Origin of the sequence: Leifsonia sp. NPDC056665, assembly GCF_042791795.1 — a bacterium.
Taxonomy (GTDB): domain Bacteria; phylum Actinomycetota; class Actinomycetes; order Actinomycetales; family Microbacteriaceae; genus Leifsonia.
This window is the reverse complement of the sequence record NZ_JBHTXK010000001.1, coordinates 78804-99456: the sequence shown is the minus strand read 5'-3', so window position 1 is coordinate 99456 and position 20653 is coordinate 78804. Positions and strand designations below refer to the sequence as shown.

At 70.8% G+C, this 20653-nt stretch carries 19 protein-coding genes; 11 read left to right on the top strand and 8 right to left on the bottom strand.

The annotated features are described in order from the left end of the window. Nucleotides 1-22 precede the first annotated feature (22 nt). Together ACFQ9V_RS00425 and ACFQ9V_RS00420 are read right to left on the bottom strand one after the other, a co-directional pair. Nucleotides 23-277 (bottom strand): acyl-CoA carboxylase epsilon subunit, encoded by a 255-nt coding sequence (locus tag ACFQ9V_RS00425; protein WP_382457215.1) that lies wholly within the window; start codon nt 275-277, stop codon nt 23-25. Then, nucleotides 274-1887: an acyl-CoA carboxylase subunit beta gene (locus ACFQ9V_RS00420; RefSeq protein WP_382457214.1), complete on the bottom strand. Its 1614-nt coding sequence runs from the start codon at nt 1885-1887 to the stop codon at nt 274-276. Before ACFQ9V_RS00420 ends, ACFQ9V_RS00425 begins: the two co-directional genes overlap by 4 nt. 76 nt (nt 1888-1963) lie before the next feature. Here ACFQ9V_RS00420 and ACFQ9V_RS00415 point away from each other — a divergent pair, with 76 nt between their 5' ends. Both ACFQ9V_RS00415 and ACFQ9V_RS00410 read left to right on the top strand, forming a co-directional pair. Continuing rightward, the gene (locus tag ACFQ9V_RS00415; protein ID WP_382457213.1) at nt 1964-2725 is read left to right on the top strand and encodes a biotin--[acetyl-CoA-carboxylase] ligase; all 762 of its coding nucleotides are present in this window, start codon (nt 1964-1966) and stop codon (nt 2723-2725) included. A gap of 8 nt (nt 2726-2733) precedes the next feature. Further along, on the top strand, nt 2734-3282 hold the full coding sequence (locus tag ACFQ9V_RS00410) for a PH domain-containing protein (protein WP_382457212.1): 549 nt from the start codon (nt 2734-2736) through the stop codon (nt 3280-3282). On the opposite strand, the gene ACFQ9V_RS00405 is transcribed toward ACFQ9V_RS00410, so the two are convergent. Continuing rightward, nucleotides 3244-3813: a GtrA family protein gene (locus ACFQ9V_RS00405; protein WP_382457211.1), complete on the bottom strand. Its 570-nt coding sequence runs from the start codon at nt 3811-3813 to the stop codon at nt 3244-3246. The genes ACFQ9V_RS00410 and ACFQ9V_RS00405 overlap by 39 nt on opposite strands. A 69-nt stretch (nt 3814-3882) precedes the next feature. Between ACFQ9V_RS00405 and ACFQ9V_RS00400 the strand changes: the two genes are divergently transcribed. The 3 genes from ACFQ9V_RS00400 (at nt 3883) to ACFQ9V_RS00390 (ending at nt 7009) form a co-directional block, all read left to right on the top strand. Continuing rightward, entirely contained in the window at nt 3883-5073 is a 1191-nt protein-coding gene (locus ACFQ9V_RS00400; RefSeq protein WP_382457544.1) for a 5-(carboxyamino)imidazole ribonucleotide synthase, read from the top strand. 77 nt (nt 5074-5150) lie between these two features. After that, a complete protein-coding gene (gene purE, locus ACFQ9V_RS00395; RefSeq protein ID WP_382457210.1) occupies nt 5151-5654 on the top strand; it encodes a 5-(carboxyamino)imidazole ribonucleotide mutase in 504 nt (167 codons plus the stop codon). Further along, nucleotides 5651-7009 (top strand): LCP family protein, encoded by a 1359-nt coding sequence (locus ACFQ9V_RS00390; RefSeq protein ID WP_382457209.1) that lies wholly within the window; start codon nt 5651-5653, stop codon nt 7007-7009. The genes purE and ACFQ9V_RS00390 overlap by 4 nt, the downstream gene beginning before the upstream one ends. A gap of 36 nt (nt 7010-7045) precedes the next feature. Here ACFQ9V_RS00390 and ACFQ9V_RS00385 read toward each other — a convergent pair whose 3' ends face one another. Further along, on the bottom strand, nt 7046-7651 hold the full coding sequence (locus ACFQ9V_RS00385; protein WP_382457208.1) for a hypothetical protein: 606 nt from the start codon (nt 7649-7651) through the stop codon (nt 7046-7048). Beyond that, nucleotides 7648-8289 (bottom strand): RNA polymerase sigma factor, encoded by a 642-nt coding sequence (locus ACFQ9V_RS00380; protein WP_382457207.1) that lies wholly within the window; start codon nt 8287-8289, stop codon nt 7648-7650. The genes ACFQ9V_RS00385 and ACFQ9V_RS00380 overlap by 4 nt, the downstream gene beginning before the upstream one ends. Nucleotides 8290-8403: 114 nt before the next feature. Between ACFQ9V_RS00380 and ACFQ9V_RS00375 the strand changes: the two genes are divergently transcribed. After that, nucleotides 8404-10452: an acyltransferase family protein gene (locus ACFQ9V_RS00375; protein WP_382457206.1), complete on the top strand. Its 2049-nt coding sequence runs from the start codon at nt 8404-8406 to the stop codon at nt 10450-10452. Nucleotides 10453-10543: 91 nt separating this feature from the next. Next, a complete protein-coding gene (locus ACFQ9V_RS00370) occupies nt 10544-11764 on the top strand; it encodes an acyltransferase family protein (RefSeq protein ID WP_382457205.1) in 1221 nt (406 codons plus the stop codon). Between the two features lie 20 nt (nt 11765-11784). Here ACFQ9V_RS00370 and ACFQ9V_RS00365 read toward each other — a convergent pair whose 3' ends face one another. The 3 genes from ACFQ9V_RS00365 to rfbB are packed head-to-tail and all read right to left on the bottom strand — an operon-like array spanning nt 11785 to nt 14781. Continuing rightward, entirely contained in the window at nt 11785-12933 is a 1149-nt protein-coding gene (locus ACFQ9V_RS00365) for a glycosyltransferase family 4 protein (protein ID WP_382457204.1), read from the bottom strand. After that, nucleotides 12905-13792, bottom strand: coding sequence for a dTDP-4-dehydrorhamnose reductase (rfbD, locus tag ACFQ9V_RS00360; RefSeq protein WP_382457203.1), 888 nt, complete (start codon nt 13790-13792; stop codon nt 12905-12907). Before rfbD ends, ACFQ9V_RS00365 begins: the two co-directional genes overlap by 29 nt. Continuing rightward, entirely contained in the window at nt 13792-14781 is a 990-nt protein-coding gene (gene rfbB / locus ACFQ9V_RS00355; protein WP_382457202.1) for a dTDP-glucose 4,6-dehydratase, read from the bottom strand. The genes rfbD and rfbB overlap by 1 nt, the downstream gene beginning before the upstream one ends. A gap of 96 nt (nt 14782-14877) precedes the next feature. Here rfbB and ACFQ9V_RS00350 point away from each other — a divergent pair, with 96 nt between their 5' ends. The 4 genes from ACFQ9V_RS00350 to ACFQ9V_RS00335 all read left to right on the top strand — a co-directional run bounded on the left by ACFQ9V_RS00350 (nt 14878) and on the right by ACFQ9V_RS00335 (nt 20649). After that, the gene (locus ACFQ9V_RS00350) at nt 14878-16740 is read left to right on the top strand and encodes a cell wall-binding repeat-containing protein (protein WP_382457201.1); all 1863 of its coding nucleotides are present in this window, start codon (nt 14878-14880) and stop codon (nt 16738-16740) included. A gap of 9 nt (nt 16741-16749) precedes the next feature. Next, complete coding sequence (locus tag ACFQ9V_RS00345) at nt 16750-17355, top strand: dTDP-4-dehydrorhamnose 3,5-epimerase family protein (RefSeq protein WP_382457200.1); 606 nt, start codon at nt 16750-16752, stop codon at nt 17353-17355. Between the two features lie 16 nt (nt 17356-17371). Beyond that, nucleotides 17372-18235: a glucose-1-phosphate thymidylyltransferase RfbA gene (rfbA, locus tag ACFQ9V_RS00340; protein WP_382457199.1), complete on the top strand. Its 864-nt coding sequence runs from the start codon at nt 17372-17374 to the stop codon at nt 18233-18235. 104 nt (nt 18236-18339) lie between these two features. Beyond that, nucleotides 18340-20649, top strand: coding sequence for a cell wall-binding repeat-containing protein (locus ACFQ9V_RS00335; protein WP_382457198.1), 2310 nt, complete (start codon nt 18340-18342; stop codon nt 20647-20649). Nucleotides 20650-20653: the final 4 nt, after the last annotated feature.

Here is a 20653-nt window from a genome sequence, read left to right as displayed (position 1 = left end):
AGGCGGGGGATCAGGCGCAGGGTCAGCCCGAGAACGAGCGCCACACGCCTGGACCCGGCGTGAGCGGCTTGCGGAGGCCGCGCTGCGTGCGCTCCCAGCCGTCCGGGCCGTGCTGCGGCCGGGCGTCCCGTGCCGCCGCAGCGGCCTCCGCCGCGGCCGTGGCGAGCACGGCGGTGACGGCCGCGACCTCCTCCGGGGTCACGCCTTTGGTGAGGAATCGCAGCTGCGACGGGTCGAGCGGGGAGGGGCCGTCCGACGCCTCGTGCCTGCCGCTCACAGCGGGATGTTCCCGTGCTTCTTCGGCGGCAGCGACGCGCGCTTGGTGCGCAGCGCCCGCAGCGCCTTGATGACCGAGATGCGCGTGGCGGCCGGCTCGATCACGCCGTCCAGCTCTCCGCGCTCGGCAGCGAGGAACGGGCTGGCGACGTTGTAGGTGTACTCGCTGGCGAGGCGGGCGCGCACGGCGGCGACGTCCTCGCCTGCCTCCTCCGCGCGCTTGATCTCGCCGCGGTAGAGGATGTTGACCGCGCCCTGGCCGCCCATGACCGCGATCTCGGCCGTCGGCCAGGCGAGGTTCATGTCGGCGCCGAGCTGCTTGGAGCCCATGACGATGTAGGCGCCGCCGTAGGCCTTGCGGGTGATGATCGTCACCAGCGGCACGGTGGCCTCCGCGTAGGCGTACAGCAGCTTCGCGCCGCGCCGGATGACGCCGGTCCACTCCTGGTCGGTGCCCGGCAGGTAGCCGGGCACGTCGACCAGAGTGAGGATCGGGATGCTGAACGCGTCGCAGAACCGAACGAACCGCGACGCCTTCTCGCCGGCGTCGATGTTGAGCGTGCCCGCCATCGCGCTGGGCTGGTTGGCGACGATGCCGACCGAGCGGCCCTCCACGCGGGCGAAGCCGATCACGATGTTGGGCGCGAACAGCGGCTGGATCTCCAGGAACTCGCCGTCGTCGACGATCCCCTCGATGATCGTGGTCACGTCGTACGGCTGGTTGGGGGAGTCCGGGATGATCGTGTCGAGCCGGCGGTCGGCGTCGGTGATCTCCAGCTCCGGCTCCGCCTCGAACACCGGCAGCTCCGCCAGGTTGTTCTGCGGCAGGTAGCTGAGCAGGGCGCGGGCGTAGTCGAGGGCGTCCTCCTCGTCGCTGGCGAGGTAGTGCGAGACGCCGGAGATCTTGTTGTGGGTGAGCGCGCCGCCCAGCTCCTCGAAGCCGACGTCCTCGCCGGTGACGGTCTTGATCACGTCGGGGCCGGTGACGAACATATGGCTCGACTTGTCGACCATGATCACGAAGTCGGTGAGCGCGGGGGAGTAGACCGCGCCGCCGGCCGCCGGGCCCATCACGATGGAGATCTGCGGGATGACGCCGGAGGCGGCGGTGTTGCGGCGGAAGATCTCGCCGTACTTGCCGAGCGCGACCACGCCCTCCTGGATGCGCGCGCCGCCGGAGTCGAGGATGCCGATCATCGGCACGCCGGTCTTGAGCGCGTGGTCCATGACCTTGATGATCTTCTCGCCTGCGACCTCGCCGAGGCTGCCGCCGAAGATGGTGAAGTCCTGGCTGAAGACTGCGACGTTGCGGCCGTGGATGGTGCCGACGCCGGTGACCACCGCGTCGCCGTACGGCCGCTTGGCCTCCATGCCGAACGCGTGAGTGCGGTGGCGGACGAACTCGTCGAACTCCACGAAGGATCCGTGGTCGAGCAGCAGGTCGATGCGCTCGCGCGCGGTCAGCTTGCCCTTCGCGTGCTGCTTCTCGATCGCGGCCTCGCCGCTCGCGGTCACGGCCTCGTGGAACCGCTCCTTGAGGTCGGCGAGCTTGCCGGCGGTCGTGAAGGGATCGGGGGTCTGACGTGCTTCGGTGTCGGTCACGCCGTTCACTCTACCTGCCAGCCGAATAGCGATGCCGTCTACGGATTCCTACAAATCCGGGCCCGTTCGCTGGCAGAATTGAGCAATGAGCTTCCGTCGCAGCCGGGCTGTCGTCCCCGTCCTCGAGGTGCTGCCGGAGGCGGCGTCCACCAACGACGTGCTGCAGGCGCGCGCGGGCGACCTCCCCGACCTCGCCGTCGTCGTCACCGACAACCAGACGGGCGGCCGCGGCCGGCTCGGGCGGGTCTGGGTCTCGCCTCCCGGCAAGGCGCTGGCCATCTCGGTGCTGCTGCGCCCGGAGGGCCTCGCCCCGGAGGCGCTCGGCTGGTTCCCGCTGCTCGCCGGGGTCGCGATGAGCCGCGCGCTCTCGGGCTTCACGAGCAGGGAGGTCGCGGTCAAGTGGCCGAACGACGTGCTGATCGACGAGGCCAAGGTGTGCGGAATCCTGTCGGAGCTGCTGCCGGGCATGGACGGGGTGATCGTCGGCGCCGGGGTGAACCTGACGCTGGAGCACGACGAGCTGCCGACCCCGACCTCCACCTCGCTCGCCCTCGCCGGTGCGAAGGACATCGACCCTGACGCCGTGCTGGCCGCGTACCTCACCCAGCTCAGCGTGCTCTACCGCGAGTTCGTGGCCGCGGGCGGCGACCCGGTGCGCAGCGCCCTGCGCGACGAGGTCGTGGAGGCCTGCCACACCATCGGCCGATCGGTGCGGGTCGAGCTCCCGGGCGGCGGCGTGCTGCTCGGCACCGCGACGTCGATCGACGAGTCCGGCCGGCTGATCGTGGACTCGGATGACGGTCCGACGGCGGTGGCGGCGGGCGACGTGACGCACCTGCGGTATTAATGGGACACATGAGCAACACGCCGGAGGATACGCCCGCGCCACCTCCCGAGCGGGTCATCGCCCGCCTGCGGTCGAACGCGCGCGCGATGTTCTGGCCGAGCCTCGCCCTGATCGCCGCGGCCGGCGGCGTCGGATTCTTCGCCGGACGGATCTCCGAGGTGTGGGAGGTCGTGCTGCTGTGGAGCGCTGCGGCCGCCGTCGTCCTCCTGCTGTTCCTGCTGCCGCTCGCGGTCTGGCTGAGCAGGCGCTACACGATCACGACGCGCCGGCTCATCATCCGGCACGGGTTCTTCGTGCGGGTGCGCCAGGAGCTGCTGCACAGCCGCGGCTACGACGTCGCGGTGCGGCGCACCTGGCTGCAGAGCATGTTCCGCTCGGGGGATGTGCGCATCAACTCGGGGCTGGACCACCCTGTCGTGCTGCGGGACGTGCCGAAGGCCGATCAGGTGCAGCGCGCGCTGAGCGAGCTGATGGAGCGCACGCAGACCGTCGTCGCGGTGCGCCGGCAGCAGTCGGAGTCAGTCTCCGACGAGACCACTGTCTGGGGTTCGCGCTAGCGTCGAGCCCGTCGTGGTGGCCGGCTCCGGCGCGGTGAACGCGTCGTCGGCCGTGCCGGCCTTCGCGTTCGCGCGTGCGGTGCGGGCCGGGGAGAACACCCACCAGCGGTAGAGCGCGAAGCGGAACAGCATCCCGACCGCGAGGCCGACGACGTTCGCCGAGATGTTGTCGGCGACCGGGCCCACCATGCCGAGCAGGTAGTGCGACACCCACACGCAGAGCAGCGGGATGCCGGTGCCGGTGACGAGGCTGACCGCGAAGAACTCGACGCCCTCCCGTGCGGCGTTGTCCTGACGCTGGCCGGAGAACGCCCAGTAGCGGTTGCCGATCCAGTTCGTCAGGATGGCGATGACCGTCGCGATGATCGTCGCGTAGATCGTCCGGTGCTCGACGTTGCGCAGCACGATGAGCAGCATCACGTTGAAGACGACGAGGTTGACGCCGAAGCCGACGGCGCCCACCGCGCCGAACTTGATCAGCTGCGGGAGGAAGCGCGCCGTGCGGTGCGCTGTGGTCGTCTCGGTCGTCATGCTCCAGCCTGGCTATGCGGGAAGATAGGAAGTGCGTTCGCCACATTACGCGGCCCGGGTGTCCGGTATCTGGGAGTTGCCCGCGCACCGTGTGAAGAGTATCGAGGAGAGACATCGGAGATGGCCAGGAACAAGGTCGGTGTGATCGGCGGCGGACAGCTGGCCCGGATGATGATCCCTCCCGCGGTGGAGCTCGGCATCGACATCCGCGTGCTGGAGGAGGCCGAGGGGATGAGCGCCGATCTGGCGGCGACCGGCGTCGGCGACTACCGCGACCTCGACACCGTGCTCGCGTTCGCCGAGACGGTCGACGTCGTGACCTTCGACCACGAGCACGTTCCTCCGGCGATCCTGCGTGAGCTGGTCGGCCGCGGCATCCCGGTGCACCCCGGCCCCGACGCGCTGCTCTACGCGCAGGACAAGCTGCACATGCGCGCCAAGCTGAGCGAGCTGGGCCTGCCGGTGCCGGACTGGGCCGCGGTGGAGTCCGCCGACGAGCTCGGCGCGTTCCTCGCCGACCACGGCGGCCGTGCGGTCGTGAAGACGGCGCGCGGCGGCTACGACGGCAAGGGTGTGCGCGTCGTGTCGGAGGCCTCCGGCGCGGACGACTGGTTCCTCGCGCTCGCCGAGGACGGCCACGGCGGCGCGCTCCTGGTCGAGGAGCTGGTGGACTTCCGCCGCGAGCTGGCACAGCTCGTCGCGCGCCGCCCGTCCGGCGAGATCGCCGCGTGGCCGGTCGTGGAGACGGTGCAGCGCGACGGCGTCTGCGCCGAGGTGATCGCTCCGGCGCCGGGCTCGGTCGGCCGCGTGGCGCAGGTCTCCGCCGACATCGCCCGTCAGGTCGCCGAGGGTCTCGGCGTCACCGGGGTGCTCGCGGTGGAGATGTTCGAGACGACCGACGGCCGGGTGCTGATCAACGAGCTGGCCATGCGGCCGCACAACAGCGGCCACTGGTCGATCGAGGGCGCGGTCACGGGCCAGTTCGAGCAGCACCTGCGCGCGGTCCTCGACCTCCCGCTCGGCTCGACCGCGCCGCGCGAGGAGTGGTCGGTGATGGTCAACATCCTGGGCGGCCCCGCCGAGGGCACGCTGCAGGACCGCTACCCGGCGGCGCTGGCGGCGCATCCGGAGGCGAAGTTCCACGGCTACGGGAAGGCCCCGCGGCCGGGCCGCAAGGTCGGCCACGTCACCGTGGGCGGCGACGACCTGGATGATGTGGTCTACCGGGCCCGGGCGGCCGCAGCCTTCTTCGAAGGCTGACCCCCGCGCGCAGGACTTTCGCCCCTCGCGGCGGGCCTAACCCGGTCCCGCTGCGCCCCGCCCCTATCCTGGGTCGCATGCCCGCACAGTCTCAGCCCGTCGTGTCCGTGATCATGGGCTCCGACTCCGACTGGTCCGTGATGGAGGAGGCCTCGAAGGTGCTCGCCGAGTTCGGTGTGGCCCACGAGGTCGAGGTCGTCTCCGCGCACCGCACTCCCGAGAAGATGATCGCCTTCGGCAAGGAGGCCGCCGGCCGTGGCGTGCGCGTCATCATCGCCGGAGCCGGCGGGGCCGCGCACCTGCCCGGGATGATCGCGGCCGTCACCACCCTCCCCGTCGTCGGCGTGCCGGTGCCGCTCGCGCGGCTGGACGGGCTCGACTCGCTGTTGTCGATCGTGCAGATGCCCGCGGGCGTCCCCGTCGCGACGGTCTCCATCGGCGGCGCCCGCAACGCCGGGCTGCTCGCCGTCAAGATCCTCGCCACCTCCGACCCGGAGCTGTCTGCCGCTCTTGCGCGCTTCGCCGCCGACCTCGAGGCGAGCGTGGAGGAGAAGAACCGGGCGCTGCAGTCGCGGCTATGAGCCTGCGGACCCCGCTGCGGAACCCCGACGCCTCGTCGCCGGGGGAGATGACCGCGCGCGGATGGTGGCTGGTCGGCCTCAACATCCTGCTGCCAGGCACGCCCCAGCTCGTCGCGGGCAACCGCGCCCTCGGTCGCGGGGGGATCTACGCGACCCTGGCGCTCTGGCTGCTCGGGCTCGTTGCGCTGATCCTCGCGATCGCCTCGCCGTCGTCGCTGTACACGTTCGCGACCCAGGCGGCGAGTCTGACCGTCGTCCAGATCCTGCTCATCGCGTACGCCGTGCTGTGGGTGGTGCTCACCCTCGACACCCTGCGGCTCGTCCGGCTGGTCAAGGCGCGGGCGAGGATGCGCGGCTGGATCGCCGCGTTCTCCGTGCTGGTGCTGGTCGGGCTGGCCGGCACCGCGGCCTACGGCTCCGCGGTCGCGGGCTCGGCCCGCGGCGCGCTCGGCGACATCTTCGCCGACAGCGCCCCGGTCGCGCCGGTGGACGGCCGCTACAACATCATGCTGCTCGGCGGCGACGCCGGGCCCGACCGGCAGGGGCTGCGCCCGGACAGCATGTCGATCGTCAGCATCGACGCGAGCACGGGCAAGGCCGTCACGATCGGCCTGCCGCGCGACCTCAACCCTGTGCCGTTCTCCGCGAAGTCGCCGATGCAGACTGTCTATCCCGACGGCTACGGCTACCACGACAAGTGCGACGTCGACGTCTGCCAGCTCAACTCCATCTACACCGAGGTCGAGCTCTACAAGTCGGAGCTGTACCCGAACGCGAAGAAGAATCAGAGCGAGCCGGGGATCGAGGCGATGCGCGACGCCCTGGAGGGCGCGACCGGGCTGACCATCCAGTACTACGTGCTCATCGACATGCAGGGCTTCGCCGACCTGATCGACGCGCTCGGCGGGGTCGACATCACCGTGACGGAGAAGGTGCCGATCGGCGGCGACGAGAACCTCAACGGCGTCGTCGAGTGGATCCAGCCCGGCCAGCACCACATGGACGGCTACCACGCCCAGTGGTACGCGCGGGCACGGCACGGCACCAGCGACTACGACCGGATGGCGCGCCAGCGGCAGCTGCAGGACGCGATCCTCAAGCAGTTCAATCCGCTCAACGTCGTGACCAAGTTCCAGGACATCGCCCACGCCGGCGCGCAGGTGATGAAGACCGACATCCCGCAGTCGATGCTCGGCTACTTCGTCGACCTCGGCATGAAGACGCGCGCGCAGCCGGTCGACAAGCTGGAGCTCGTGCCACCCGCGATCGACCCGACGAAGCCGGACTACACGCAGATCCACCAGCTCGTGAAGACGGCGCTGACCCCGGCGACGCCGAAGCCGTCGGCGCCCTAGCCGGCGGCGCCCTAGCCGGCGGGGCCCTACAGGCTGTCAGTCCAGTGTTCGGAGGTACTGGACAGTCGGCGTCGCTGTGTCGCCAGAGGCCACGCAGACTGCTGAGAACCCGTGCGTCTGGTCCGACATGTACGTCACAACCACATAGATCGCGTTGGGGTCGCCGTTGGTGTGGTCGGCCGTATACGGGTCGCTGCTTGCGATCCCGAACGACCCAGCATTCGGCGGTTGGGGCGACTGTGGTTGGCCGCCGCCCCAGGTGTCTGCGGGCACGGCTGCGTTGCACGCCTGGTAGACGCTGTCAAGATCGAAGCCGTTGAGTCTCGGGACCTGTGCCGATGGAGGTGCAGGAGTGGAGTCTGTTGGCGTTGGCGTCGGCGTTGGCGTTGGCGTCGGTGTCGTTGCCGGCGGGGTCGTGGCGGCCGGCGGGGCGGGTGGCGGAACGAAGGGGAGCCGTCCCGTGAGCGCGAGTGCGGCACCGCCTGTGGAGACCAGGACGGCGGTGACGATCAGTGAGACGAACAGCGCGATGCGGGGAGGCCGTCTCGGGTCGGGTCGTCGAGCGGCGTGTTCGACGAGCATGGTCGTGATCGCGTCGATGCGTTCGCGGTCGAACGGCGACAGGTCGTCGGCGTTGTTCATCGTGTGCCTCCGGAGATCGAAGTCGGGTCCTCGAGAGCGGCCGTCAGCTCCGCCAGTTTGGTCTTCGCGCGGGAGAGCCGGGACTTGACCGTCCCGGCAGGGATCCCGAGCGCTGCGGCGGCGTCCGTGTTCGTCATCCCCTGGATGACGCAAAGCGACACCACGTCCTGTTCGGCTGCTGACAACCGTGCGAAGGCTGCACGGACGGCCGCGCGACGCGGTTCCGTATCCAGGCGGTCGTTGACGCCGGGCGCGAAGTCGTCGTGATGCCGCGCGGCTGGGAGACTCCGCATCGCGCGGCGGTGACGATGAAGCGAGCGGGAGAAGTTGCGGGCCACGTAGTTCGTGGTGACCAGAAGCCACGGCAACACCGATCCGTTGACGGTCCGGACCGAGTCCTTCTTTCGCCACGCCTCGAGGAAGACGAGCGCGGCGATGTCCTCGGCGTCATGGAACGAGCCGACCGACCGCATCGCGTGCCAGAGGACCCGGGAACGGTGCGTCTCGAAGAGCGCGCCGAAAGCGTCGGGATCCCCGGAACGCACGCGCGCCCATTCATCGGCATCGTCGGCGCCGAAAGCTGAAGACGTCATACCCCATACTGTCCGCAACCCTGGAAACGGTTCCAAATCGACCACAACACGCCCTAGCCGCCGGCCCCCTCTTATTGGGGCTGCCCAGGCGGCGTCCTCCTCGCTCGGCGTTTCATAGACTGGACGGCGGTCCACGGCACGGATGCGGAAGGGGAGCCGATGAGCGCCTCGTCCCGCACCGGTGCGCGCCGGATGCGCCCGGAGATCCAAGCGCTGCGCGCCATCGCCGTCGGGCTCGTGGTGATCTTCCACTTCTTCCCGACCCGGTTGCCGGGCGGCTTCGTGGGCGTCGATGTCTTCTTCGTCATCAGCGGCTTCCTGATCACCGGCAACCTGCTGCGGGAGGCCGGCCGTACCGGGCGGATCCGCTACGGGCGGTTCCTGCTCCGGCGGGCCAAACGCCTCCTGCCGGCCTCGCTGCTCGTGACCGTCTCGGTGTCGCTGGCGATCGCGCTCTGGGTCCCGCGCCACCTGTGGGACCAGTTCTACAGCGAGGTCGTCGCCGCCACCCTCTACGTGCAGAACTGGCTGCTCGCGGCGAACTCGGTGGACTACCTGGCGGCCAACAACGACGCGTCGCCCGTGCAGCACTTCTGGACGCTCTCGGTCGAGGAGCAGTTCTACCTGGTGATGCCGCTGCTGCTCATCCTGACGATCGTCCTCTTCCGTACGCGCTGGCGCGCGGCGGCCGGCTGGTGCCTCGCGGCGATCTTCGCCGGGTCGCTCTGGTACTCGGTCGTGCTCACGGCGAACGACCACGCGGTCGCCTACTTCTCGACGGGCACGCGGGCGTGGGAGTTCGCCGCAGGAAGCCTGCTGGCCGGCCTCGGCTGGCGGGCGCCCGTCGGCGTGCGCACCGGCGTCTCCCTCGCCGGCATGGTCGTGATCGGCTCGTGCGGGCTCCTCATGAACGGCCAGCTGCCGTTCCCGGGGCTGTACGCGGCCATCCCGGTCGCGGGCACTCTGCTGGTGCTCTGGGCCGGGATGCCGTCCACCGCGCTCGGCGCCCTCTACCGGCTGCGGCCGGTGCAGTGGCTGGGCGGCGTCTCCTACTCGCTCTACCTCTGGCACTGGCCGGTGATCGTGCTGTTCCCCTTCGTGTTCGGCCACAAGCCGGTCCTGCCGCAGACGCTGACGCTGATCGCCTTCTCCGTCCTGCTCGCCGCAGGGTCGAAGTACTTCGTCGAAGACCCCTTCCTCGGCATCAAGCACCGGTATCAGCACGCCATCACGCTCGGAACGGCGTGGGTGGGCGTCGTGGCCGTCCTGGTGGTCGCGACGGGTTTCACCGCGACGGCACGGGCGGACACGCGGGCGGCGGCGGCCTCCACGCTGGCCGAGCTGAAGGCGCACACCGGATGCTTCGGGGCGATGTCGATGCGGCCCGACGCGCACTGCGACCCGGCCAAGGCCCCACCGGTGGATCCGGCCTTCGCGAAGAACGACGCCCACGGGATCGAGAGCGGCACCTGCGCGGGCGGCACGGTGCTCGAGCAGATCTCCGACGGCAAGGCCTGCGTGTACGGGGACCCGAAGGGTGCGGAGTCGATCGCCGTGGTCGGCGACTCCCACGCGCGCCAGTGGGTCGCTCCGCTCGACGACATCGCCCGGTCCCGGCATCTGAGGCTGGTGACCTACGTGCACCCGTCGTGCCCGATGGCCGACTCCCCGGTGATCTCGTCGGACGGCGTGGCAGATGCGTCCTGCGCCGCGTGGGTCGCCGGTTCCCTGCGGAGCATCGCGGCGCTCGCCCCGGCGGCGGTCATCGACGCCGCGCTCGTTCCGGCCGGGTACACCGCGGTGGGTCTGTCGCAGGGATCCTACGAGAGCCAGGTCGCGGCGCATCGGGCGGCGATGGAGGCGTTCATCCACGACGGGGCGAAGGTCGTCGCGATGGCCGACACGCCGTACGAGCCGCAGGACGTGCCCGACTGCGTCGCCGCGCATCCCGAGGACCGGTCGGAGGCGTGCGCGGGGCCGCGGCCGACAGCGCTCGACGGGCGGCCGCAGCCGCTGCTCGACGCCGCGAAGGGTGTTCCCGGGGTGATGGTGATCGACCTGAGCCCGTACTTCTGCACGCCCGCCGAGTGCCCCGTCGTGATCGGCGGCGTGATCGTCTACAAGGATCGGCAGCACCTGACGCAGACGTACGCGAAATCGCTGGCTCCGTTCATCGAGACCGCCCTGGCGCGCGACCTGATCGTCTGACCCTGCCTTCCAGGTGACCCCTGAACAGGTCACAGGAACCACCCAGCGCCCGCCGGTACCGTCGCCCGCCTATGACGGGTACAGGTGGAACGTGGACGAGAAGACGCTGACGAAGAGCACTGCACGCCTGACGGCCCTCGACGGGCTCCGCGGCCTTGCGGCGGTCGTGGTCGTCTTCCACCACGCGCTCTACACCAACCCCGAGTTCCCCGGCGCGCCGGGCGGCGGCCACGCCCCGGCCGGCTCCTTCATGTGGTGGATCAGCTACACGCCGCTCAAGCTGGCCTCCGCCGGTGTGGAGTCGGTGATCGTGTTCTTCGTGCTGTCCGGGCTGGTGGTGACGCTGCCCGTGGTGCGCCGGCGCGGCTTCGACTGGGTCGCCTACTTCCCGCGCCGCGTGGTGCGGCTCATGGTGCCGGTCGCGGCGTCGGTCGTGCTCGCAGCGGCGTGGGTCGCCGCCATCCCGCAGATCAGTACCCAGCCGGGCGGGACGTGGCTCAGCAACTCCTCGACGCCGAACTTCTCGTGGGAGTACATCGTCAAGGCGATCGACCTGCTCGGCGGCGACGGCCAGATCAACAACCCGCTGTGGTCGCTGCGCTGGGAGCTCGCGTTTTCGCTGCTGCTGCCGGTGTTCGCGATCGCGGCGCTCGCCGTGCGCAAGTGGTGGATCGGCGGCCTGGCGCTGGCCTGCGCGCTGACCTGGCTCGGCGCGCACGCCGGGTCGGGCGAGCTGGAGTACTTTCCGGCGTTCTTCGTCGGCGCGATCATCGCGGTGCGGCTCGACGTCGTCCGCGACGCCGCCGCGCGGATCAACACCCGCTGGTTCCGTCATCCGCTGTGGGCCGGGCTCACGGTCGGCAGCGCGCTGCTGCTCATCGCGCCGTGGCTGGTCGGCCCCGGCGTCGGGAGCATCCCGGAGCTCGACAACGTGCTGAAGGGGCTCGTCCCGCTGGCCGCGGCCGGGCTCGTGGTCGCCGCGCTCGGCTGGACGCCGCTGCGCGTGGTGTTCGAGTCGCGGCCACTGCAGTTCCTCGGCGTGATCTCGTTCAGCCTGTACCTGGTGCACGTGCCGATCATCCTGTTCAGCACCTACCTGTTCGCCGGGCAGGCCTGGTACGTGCCGCTGCTGTTCGCGCTCCCGCTGGCGGTGCTGGTCGCGGTCGGCTTCACCTGGCTGATCGAGAAGCGCAGCCACGGCTGGTCGAAGGCGGCAGGCGAGTGGGCCTCGGCCCGCTACCGCGCCTGGTTCGGCCCCGAGGACGAGACGCGGGAGTCCGAGAAGGCTCGCGAGGGCGTCGCCGCCCGCTGAGCGTCGCCGCTCGCTGAGCGTCAGAGGTCCGCGTGAAGTTGCCAGACGCGCTCGGCGGAGTCGCGCCAGCTGAAGGCGCGGGCGCGGTCGGAGGCGAGGACCCCGATGCGGCTGCGCAGCTCGCCGTCGTCGAGCACGCGGCCGATCGCGCCGGCGAGGCGCTCGCTGTAGCCGGCGTCGTCCTCGGCGGAGGCAGGCCGCTCCACGACCAGGCTCGCGCCGGCGGCGACCTCCACCAGGGCGGGGTCGTCGGAGTGGATGACCGGGAGGCCGAACTTGAAGGCCTCCACGATCGGCAGGCCGAAGCCCTCGGCGAGGCTCGGGTAGACGAACAGCGTCGCCCGGTCGAGGACGACCGCGAGGTCGGCATCGTCCAGCCTGCCGAGCGCGCGCACGCGGTCCTCCGGCAGGCCGGCAGCGGCGGCGACACCGGTCGCCGTGCCGTCGCCGTAGCGGTCGGGGCCGGCGATGAGCAGCGGGATGTCGTGGGCCTCGGGCAGGGCGATGGCGCGGATGAGCGGCGCGATGCCCTTGCGGGGCATGATCGAGCCCAGCGTGAACGCGTAGACCGGCGGCAGGCCGAGCCGGGCCGCGCGCTCGTCGGCGTCGGCCGGGAGCCGGAGCGTCGTCGCGGGGGCGCCGCCGATGACCCGGATGCGGTCGCCGAAGTCGAGGGACTCGGGGAGGCTGTTCGCCACCGCGTGGGTGGGCACGACGATCGCGTCGGCGTGCTTGCGGGCGCGCTTGGCCATCGACTTCGTCCACATCACCGACGTGGCGCCGAGCGACTCGGGATGCGTCCAGGCGAGGGCGTCGTGGATGGTCACGGCGACCTGGTCGCCGTCGTTCAGGGTGTCGTGCTTGCGGAGCGGAGCTAAAAGGCTCGGCGCGTGCAGCATCCCGCGCACGCCGCCGACGGCGATGCCGGACTGCCAGGCGAGCGCGAGCTCGCGGCGGGCGAGCGGCAGTCGCACCAGGTCGGCGAGGCCGGGAAGCGCCGCGCGCAACTCGGCGAGCTGCTCGTCGGGGACGTTGGAGACGTACGCACGCACCTCGCAGCCCGCGGGTGCGGTGACGATCAGCTGACGGGTCAGCTCCTCGGTGTACCGGCGGGCTCCGCCGGTCTCGGCCGAGGTGAGCTCATCGACCACCACGCTGAGTGTCGTCATTCGTCTCCAGGTCCAGGACTCCCTGCCGTGCGGCGTCTGCCAGGGCGGCCTCCCACGACCGCATCGGCGCGAGTCCGGCCTTCGCCCAGGCACCGTGCGCGAGCACGGAATAGGACGGTCGGGGTGCGGGTCGGACGAACGTCGCGCTGTCGGTCGGTGTGACCCTATCAGGGTTCAATCCGGCGGCGCTGAAGACCGCCTTCGCGAACTCGAACCAGCTCGCCTCGCCCGAGTTCGTGCCGTGGTAGACCCCTGCGGGGGCGTCGGACTCCAGGAGGGAGACGATCTGCTCGGCGAGGTCGCCGGTCCACGTCGGCTGGCCGAGCTGGTCGGCGACGACGCTCACCGTCTCGTGGCTGCCGGCGAGTTTCACCATCGTCTTGGCGAAGTTCGGGCCGCCTGCGCCGTAGAGCCACGCGGTGCGCACGATGTAGGCGCCGTCCGGGTGGGCAGCGAGCGCGAGCTCCTCGCCGGCCGCCTTGGTGCGGCCGTAGGCGTTGATCGGGTCGCGCGGGGTGTCCTCGGCGTACGGCTCGGTGGCGTGGCCGTCGAACACGTAGTCGGTGGAGACGGTCACGTACCTGGCGCCGGCCTGCGCGGCGGCGACGGCCAGGTTCTCGGTGCCGAGGGCGTTGATCGCGTAGGCCTCGTCCTCGTGCGTCTCGGCGTCGTCCACCTTGGTGTAGGCGGACGCGTTGACGACGGCGTCGTGGCCGGCGGCCGCGGCGACGGCCGCCTCACGGTCGGTCACGTCGAGCCCGGCGCGGCCGAGGGCCGTCACCTCGTGCCCGTGCGCGGCCAGCGCCTTCTGCAGGTCCTGGCCGAGCTGTCCGTTCGCTCCGGCGACGAGGACGCGCATCAGTTGTCCAGCGCGGCGCGGGCCTTGAGCGGCTCCCACCAGTCGCGGTTGTCGCGGTACCACTGCACCACGTCGGCGAGGCCCTGCTGGAACGGGACCAGCGGCTCGTAGCCGAGCTCGTTCTGGATCTTGGAGATGTCGACGGAGTAGCGCAGGTCGTGGCCGAGCCGGTCGGCGACGCGGTCGACGTACGACCAGTCCTTTCCGGTCGCGTCGAGCAGCAGCTGAGTGAGCTCCTTGTTGGTGAGCTCGGTGCCGCCGCCGATGTTGTAGATCTCGCCGGCGCGGCCGTTCACGAGCACCATCGCGATGCCGCGGGTGTGGTCGTCGACGTGCAGCCAGTCGCGGATGTTGTTGCCCTCGCCGTACAGCGGGACGTGCTTGTCGTCGATCAGGTTGGTGACGAAGAGCGGGATGACCTTCTCGGGGAAGTGGTACGGGCCGTAGTTGTTCGAGCAGCGCGTGATCGACAGGTTGAGCCCGTGCGTGCGGAAGTAGCTGCGGGCGAGGAGGTCGCTGCCGGCCTTCGACGCCGAGTACGGCGAGTTCGGCTCCAGCGGGCGGTCCTCGTCCCACGAGCCCTCCGCGATCGAGCCGTAGACCTCGTCGGTGGACACGTGCACGAAGCGCTCGACCTTGTTGCGCAGCGCGGCGTCGAGCAGCTGCTGCGTGCCGAGGACGTTGGTCTCCACGAAGATCGACGCGTCGCGCACCGAGCGGTCGACGTGCGACTCGGCGGCGAAGTGCACCACGGCGTCGATCGTCGGGAACAGCTCGTCCAGCAGGCCGCCGTCGCGGATGTCGCCCTTGACGAAGGTGTAGCGCGGGGAGGCAGCGACCGGGGCGAGGTTCGCCAGGTTGCCCGAGTAGGTCAGTGCGTCGAGGACGACGACCTCGGCGCCCTCCAGGCCCGGGTAGGCGTCCTGCAGGGTGCGGCGGACGAAGTTGGAGCCGATGAAACCGGCGCCGCCGGTGACGAGAATCTTCATAGGGGGTATGACCTGCCTTGGGAGATCGGAAAATGTCCGCCGCCGATTCTACCGGGTCGTTGACGGGAGACCGCTGACGACCGCTATCCTGCAGAGATGGTCTCTGGGGGGAAGCGGACTGCGGTCCGGCTCATCGTCACGTCCGTCATCGCGCTCGCGGTCGCCGTGGGCACGGCTGTTCCGGCCACGGCCGCGAACGACGCCGGGGGCGGAAGCGGTGGAGGAGGGTTCGACCAGCCGAGCGCCGCGCAGCTGCAGAAGAACCTCCAGGAGGGGCTCCGCGACTCGTTCTCGCCGTCGTCGGCCGTGGATGCGGACCTGTCGAAGTTCGTGGACGGCGACCTGATCAGCGACGTTGTGTTCTACAACGGGAGCGCGTGGAATCAGGCGCGCATCCAGTCGTTCCTCGACATGAAGGCGACGAACAACGGGTGTGTGACCGGGACCGACGGCTCGCCGTGCCTGAACGTCTTCAGGACGACGACGCCCTCGAAGGCCGGCGGCGCGGCGTGCCAGCCGTACACCGGGGTGACGAACGCCTTGGCCTCACAGATCATCTCCGGCGTCGGCGTGGCCTGCGGTATCAACCCCGTGGTGCTGATCGCCATGATCCAGAAGGAGGAGGGGCTCGTCTCCACGGGCTCGCCCACGCAGTGGATGTACGACCACGCCACGGGCTGGAACTGCCCGGATGTGGGCGCCGACCCGTCCTGCGACTCCTCGCCGACGTCGACCGGGTTCTTCAACCAGGTCTACGGCGCGGCCTGGCAGTTGAAGGAGTACGGCGTCGACACGGCGACCTTCAACCACTACCCGGTCGGCAAGGTGAGCCCGGTGCTCTACCACACTGACCCTTCCAACTGCGGCTCGAAGCAGGTCGCCATCCAGAACAAGGCCACCGCGGCGCTCTACTACTACACGCCGTACACCCCGAACGCTGCGTCCCTCGCGAACTACCCGGGTGAAGGCGACGGCTGCTCCGAGTACGGCATCCGCAACTTCTGGTACCTCTTCAACGCCTGGTACGACGGCCCGTCGACCGCGGGCTCCGTGCCCGCGATCAGCCGGCTGTCCGGCGCCGACCGGTTCGCCACCTCCGTCGCGATCTCGCAGGCGGCGTTCCCGACGCCCGGCGCCGGCATCCCGGCCGCCTACATCGCCAGCGGCTACACGTTCCCCGACGCGCTCGCCGCGGCCCCCGCTGCGGTCGCCAAAGGCGGACCGCTCCTCCTGACCGGGTCGGACACCCTTCCCACGTCCGTCTCCACGGAGCTCCAGCGGCTGAACCCGCAGACGATCTACGTGGCGGGCGGACCCGCCTCGGTCACCGACGGCGTCGTGGCAGCTCTCCGAGCAGCCGTGCCCAGCGCGACGGTCACCCGCATCGCGGGAGCCGACCGCTTCGAGACGTCCCGCGACATCGCCTCCGATGCGTACCCCACCGTCTCCACGGCCTACCTCGCCTCGGGGATGAACTTCCCCGACGCCCTGTCCGCGGGCGCGGCCGCAGGCGCCCAGCACCTGCCGGTGATCCTCGTCGGCGGCGACGCACCGGACGCCGCGATCATCGCCACCCTGCACAGCATGAACGTCACGACGGTCAAGCTGATCGGCGGGACAGCGGTCATTCCCGACTCCTACGCCTCCGGGCTGAGCTCGGCCGGGTTCACGGTCACCCGCGTGGCCGGCGCCGACCGGTTCCGCACGAGCCTCGCGGTCAACGCCGACGCGTTCCCGTCCGCGACCGCGAAGACGCTGTACGCGTCGGCCGCGGTCTTCCCCGACGCGCTGTCCGGGGCGGCGTACGCCGGCAGGATCGGGAGCCCGCTCCTGGTCACCCCCGCCGACTGCGTCATCTCCGGGGCGGCGGAGCTGTCGCTGCGGTCGTCGTCGATCGGCCTGCTCGGCGGCACGGCGTCGCTGACCGACGCGGTGGGGGCGCTCAGCATCTGCCAGTAGACTCCCCGGGTGCAGATTCGAGAACTCAACATCCCGGACGCCTACGAGATCACCCCCCAGCAGCACCGCGACGACCGCGGCGTCTTCATGGAGTGGTACCGGTTCGACCGCCTCGAGGAGGCGGTGGGGCACTCGCTCGACCTCAAGCAGGGGAACACCTCGGTGTCGCGCCGCGGCTCCGTCAGGGGAGTCCACTTCGCCGACATCCCGCCGAGCCAGGCCAAGTACGTGAGCGCCAACCGGGGCGCCGTCCTCGACTTCGTGATCGACATCCGCGTCGGCTCGCCGACATTCGGCCAGTGGGACTCGGTGCTCCTGGACGACACCGACCGCCGGTCGATCTACGTCGCGGAGGGCCTCGGGCACTGCTTCGTCGCGCTGACCGAGGATGCGACCGTGAGCTACCTGGTGACCGACGTCTACAATCCGGGACGTGAGCACGGGATCAACCCGCTGGACGGCGACATCGCCCTCGAGTTCCCCGTGCCGGCGGACGAGCTCCTGCTGTCCGCCAAGGACACCGACGCCCCCGGCCTCCTGCAGGCGAAGGAGAGCGGGCTGCTTCCCACCTGGGACGCGGCGCGCGCCTTCTACGCTTCGCTGGACGAGAAGTAAGGACGACCACTACCTCATGCGCGGAATCATCCTCGCCGGCGGCTCCGGCACCCGGCTGTGGCCCATCACCAAGGGCATCTCGAAGCAACTCATGCCCATCTACGACAAGCCGATGGTCTACTACCCGCTGTCCACGCTGATGATGGCCGGGATCAACGAGATCCTGATCATCACCACCCCCGAGTACAACGAGCAGTTCCGCGCCCTCTTCGGCGACGGGTCGCAGCTCGGCATCCGGCTCGAGTACGCGGTGCAGCCCTCGCCCGACGGCCTCGCGCAGGCGTTCATCATCGGCGAGGAGTTCATCGGCGACGAGTCGGTCGCACTGGTCCTCGGCGACAACATCTTCCACGGCACCGGTCTCGGCTCGTCGCTGCGCCAGCACGCCGACATCGACGGCGCCCTCATCTTCGCGTACCAGGTCAGCGACCCGACGGCCTACGGCGTCGTCGAGTTCGACGACAACTTCACCGCGGTCTCCATCGAGGAGAAGCCGGTCAAGCCGAAGAGCAAGTACGCGGTCCCCGGCCTCTACTTCTACGACAACTCCGTGGTCGAGATCGCCAAGACCATCGAGCCGAGCGCGCGCGGCGAGCTGGAGATCTCCACGGTCAACGAGCGCTACCTCCAGGCGGGCAAGCTGCAGGTGCAGGTGCTCGACCGCGGAACGGCGTGGCTCGACACGGGGACGTTCGAGTCGATGATGCAGGCGTCGGAGTACGTGCGCGTCATCGAGGACAGGCAGGGCTTCAAGGTCGGCTGCGTCGAGGAGGTCGCCTGGCGCGCCGGCTGGATCGACGACGAGCGACTCGCAGAACTCGCCGGCCCGCTGGTCAAGAGCGGCTACGGCCACTACCTGAACACGCTGCTGGAGCGCTGAGCGAGCACGGCCGTGACCCCCTATCGGGGTTAGAGGGGCCCCTCGATCCGGTCGACGCCCGAGGTTAGGGTGGAGAGCGTCTGTCGGAAGGGGGGCTCCACGAGATGTTCAGCGCCAGAGCGGCATCGGCCGCGCTCGCGGCCGTCGCCCTTGTGGTCGGCGTGGTTTCCGCAGCAGCTCCCGGAGCGTCCGCTGCCGAACCGCCGAGCCACGGAACCCCCGTCGGGCACATGGGCGACTACGCGCCGTCGCGCTTCGCCGGCCCGGCGGCCGAGCTTCCGCACGGCCTCGCCGACGCGGTCCAGCGCGATCTCGGGCTGACCCCGACCGACTACCTCAGCCGTGCCGCGGCCGCGCAGGACGCGGGGCGTCTCGTCGCGAAGCTGAAGGCCGAGGGCGTCCACGTCGCCGACGCCCAGCTGGACGGCACCCGGCTGAGCTTGCGGGTGACTTCCGCGGCCGATGTCGCGGTCGCACAGTCGACCGGCGCGCAGGTGACGGTCGGCCAGGCGCCGCCGTCGACGTATGCGCACCGCGACTTCTCCGCCGCCAACAGCAACGCCGTGGGCGGGACGGCCTGGGGGTACCTGACCGGGAACACCGGCATCCGCTGCTCCATCGGCTTCAACGGCGTCGGCCCGGCGCAGCGGGTGGACTTCGTGACGGCAGGGCACTGCGTCGCGGGCTACTCCGGAAGCGTCAGCGGCATCCAGCAGGCGATGCCGAGCGACCCCAACGCGTACTGGGGCGCACAGCTCGGGAACGTCGCGGGGACCGTCCAGTACGGCGGCGGCTCCGACACGGCGCGCGTCAACGTCACGAACCCGGCGTATTCGTCCGGCCCGGCGGTCTCCACCTGGGGCGGCGGCGCCGGCGCGCCCGAAGCCAGCCAGCTCGCCGTGCGCGGCGACACCGCAGGCGTGGCGGGCGCCCCGATGTGCAAGTCCGGGTCGAGCAGCGGCTGGACCTGCGGCACCATCCTCGCCGTCGACACCCCGGTGACCGTCGGCGGCCAGAACGTCAACGCCGTGGTGACGAGCGCCTGCGTCATCGAGGGCGACAGCGGAGGGGCCGCCCTCGTCGGCTCGTTCGCTCTCGGCACCACCTCGGGGAGCTCGCAGAGCACGAGTTGCGGCAGCGGCGAGATCGGCGTCTTCTTCCCGATGGTGTCCGCCGCCGCGCAGCCGAGCGTGACCAGCATGCAGCCCGACTGGGAGCTCGGGGTCGGCGTGTCCACGCCCGCGACTGCGGTGCCCAGCGGCGGCGCGTACTTCACCGGCGGCGCGTTCACCGGCACGGTCGCCGGCGCGGACCCGCAGACGACCGTCGCCGTCTACTGGGACGGCCGGACGGACGCGCAGGGGCCGAGCGCGACCACCAACCCGGACTCCAGCGGCGCCTGGTCGGTCCCGTCGCCGGCCGTCGGCACGCACAGCTACCGCATCCGGGCGACGTGGGGCACCTACTCGAAGTCGCCGGTCACCAGCGGCACCGTCACCCTGGTCGCCGCGCCGGCCGTGAGCAGGATCTCCGGCAGCGACCGCTTCGACACGTCGGTGCAGGTGTCCAAGCAGGCGTACCCGAACCCCGGCTCGGCACAGGTCGTCGTCGTCGCGAGCGGGATGACCTTCCCCGACGCACTGAGCGCGGGGCCGGCCGCGGTCAAGCTCGGCGGCCCGCTGCTGCTGACCGGGACGACCGAGCTGCCCTCGTCGGTCTCCTCCGAGATCCAGCGGCTCGCGCCGCCCAAGATCATCGTGGTCGGCGGCACGGCGGCCGTCTCCGACGGCGTCTTCGCCCAGCTCCAGCAGCTCGCGCCGCAGGTGCAGCGGGTGTGGGGCGCCGATCGGTACCAGACCTCTCGGGCGATCGTGCAGCAGGCGTTCGGCTCCGCGAGCAAGATGTACTTCGCCTCCGGCGGCAACTTCCCCGACGCGCTGTCGTCCGGTGCGGCCGCAGGCAGCGGGTCCTCCCCGGTGGTCCTGGTGCCGGGCGTCGGCACCGTCGACTCCGCCACCGCGCAGCTCGTCAGCGGCCTGCACGCGTCGACGCTCGACATCGTCGGCGGCGCCGCCGCGATCACGGATCAGTACGCCTCGTCGCTGAGCGGTCTCGGGACGGTCCAGCGGCTCCAGGGCGCCGATCGCTTCGCGACGGCGCAGGCGGTCAACCAGAACGCCTTCGCCTCCAGCACGCAGCTCTACCTGGCGTCCTCCGCCACCTTCCCTGACGCGCTCTCCGGCTCCGCCCTCGCGGGGGTGAGCCGGCACCCGCTGTACATCGGGCCGGCCACCTGCATCCCCCAGACCGTGGTGACCGAGGTCGCCCGCCTCGGCGCGACCGGCCTCGTGCTCGTCGGCGGCACGGCGGCCCTCGGTGGGTCGGTCGCCGCCCTCTCGGTCTGCAGCGGCTAGGGTC

Bases quoted from the DNA above. Each gene is read 5' to 3' on its own strand.
- ACFQ9V_RS00415 (WP_382457213.1), top strand. From the start codon at position 1,964: ATGAGCTTCCGTCGCAGCCGGGCTGTCGTCCCCGTCCTCGAGGTGCTG.
- ACFQ9V_RS00410 (WP_382457212.1), top strand. From the start codon at position 2,734: ATGAGCAACACGCCGGAGGATACGCCCGCGCCACCTCCCGAGCGGGTC.
- ACFQ9V_RS00405 (WP_382457211.1), bottom strand. From the start codon at position 3,813: ATGACGACCGAGACGACCACAGCGCACCGCACGGCGCGCTTCCTCCCG.
- purE (WP_382457210.1), top strand. From the start codon at position 5,151: ATGCCCGCACAGTCTCAGCCCGTCGTGTCCGTGATCATGGGCTCCGAC.
- ACFQ9V_RS00390 (WP_382457209.1), top strand. From the start codon at position 5,651: ATGAGCCTGCGGACCCCGCTGCGGAACCCCGACGCCTCGTCGCCGGGG.
- ACFQ9V_RS00385 (WP_382457208.1), bottom strand. From the start codon at position 7,651: ATGAACAACGCCGACGACCTGTCGCCGTTCGACCGCGAACGCATCGAC.
- ACFQ9V_RS00375 (WP_382457206.1), top strand. From the start codon at position 8,404: ATGAGCGCCTCGTCCCGCACCGGTGCGCGCCGGATGCGCCCGGAGATC.
- ACFQ9V_RS00365 (WP_382457204.1), bottom strand. From the start codon at position 12,933: ATGACGACACTCAGCGTGGTGGTCGATGAGCTCACCTCGGCCGAGACC.
- rfbD (WP_382457203.1), bottom strand. From the start codon at position 13,792: ATGCGCGTCCTCGTCGCCGGAGCGAACGGACAGCTCGGCCAGGACCTG.
- rfbB (WP_382457202.1), bottom strand. From the start codon at position 14,781: ATGAAGATTCTCGTCACCGGCGGCGCCGGTTTCATCGGCTCCAACTTC.
- ACFQ9V_RS00350 (WP_382457201.1), top strand. From the start codon at position 14,878: ATGGTCTCTGGGGGGAAGCGGACTGCGGTCCGGCTCATCGTCACGTCC.
- rfbA (WP_382457199.1), top strand. From the start codon at position 17,372: ATGCGCGGAATCATCCTCGCCGGCGGCTCCGGCACCCGGCTGTGGCCC.
- ACFQ9V_RS00335 (WP_382457198.1), top strand. From the start codon at position 18,340: ATGTTCAGCGCCAGAGCGGCATCGGCCGCGCTCGCGGCCGTCGCCCTT.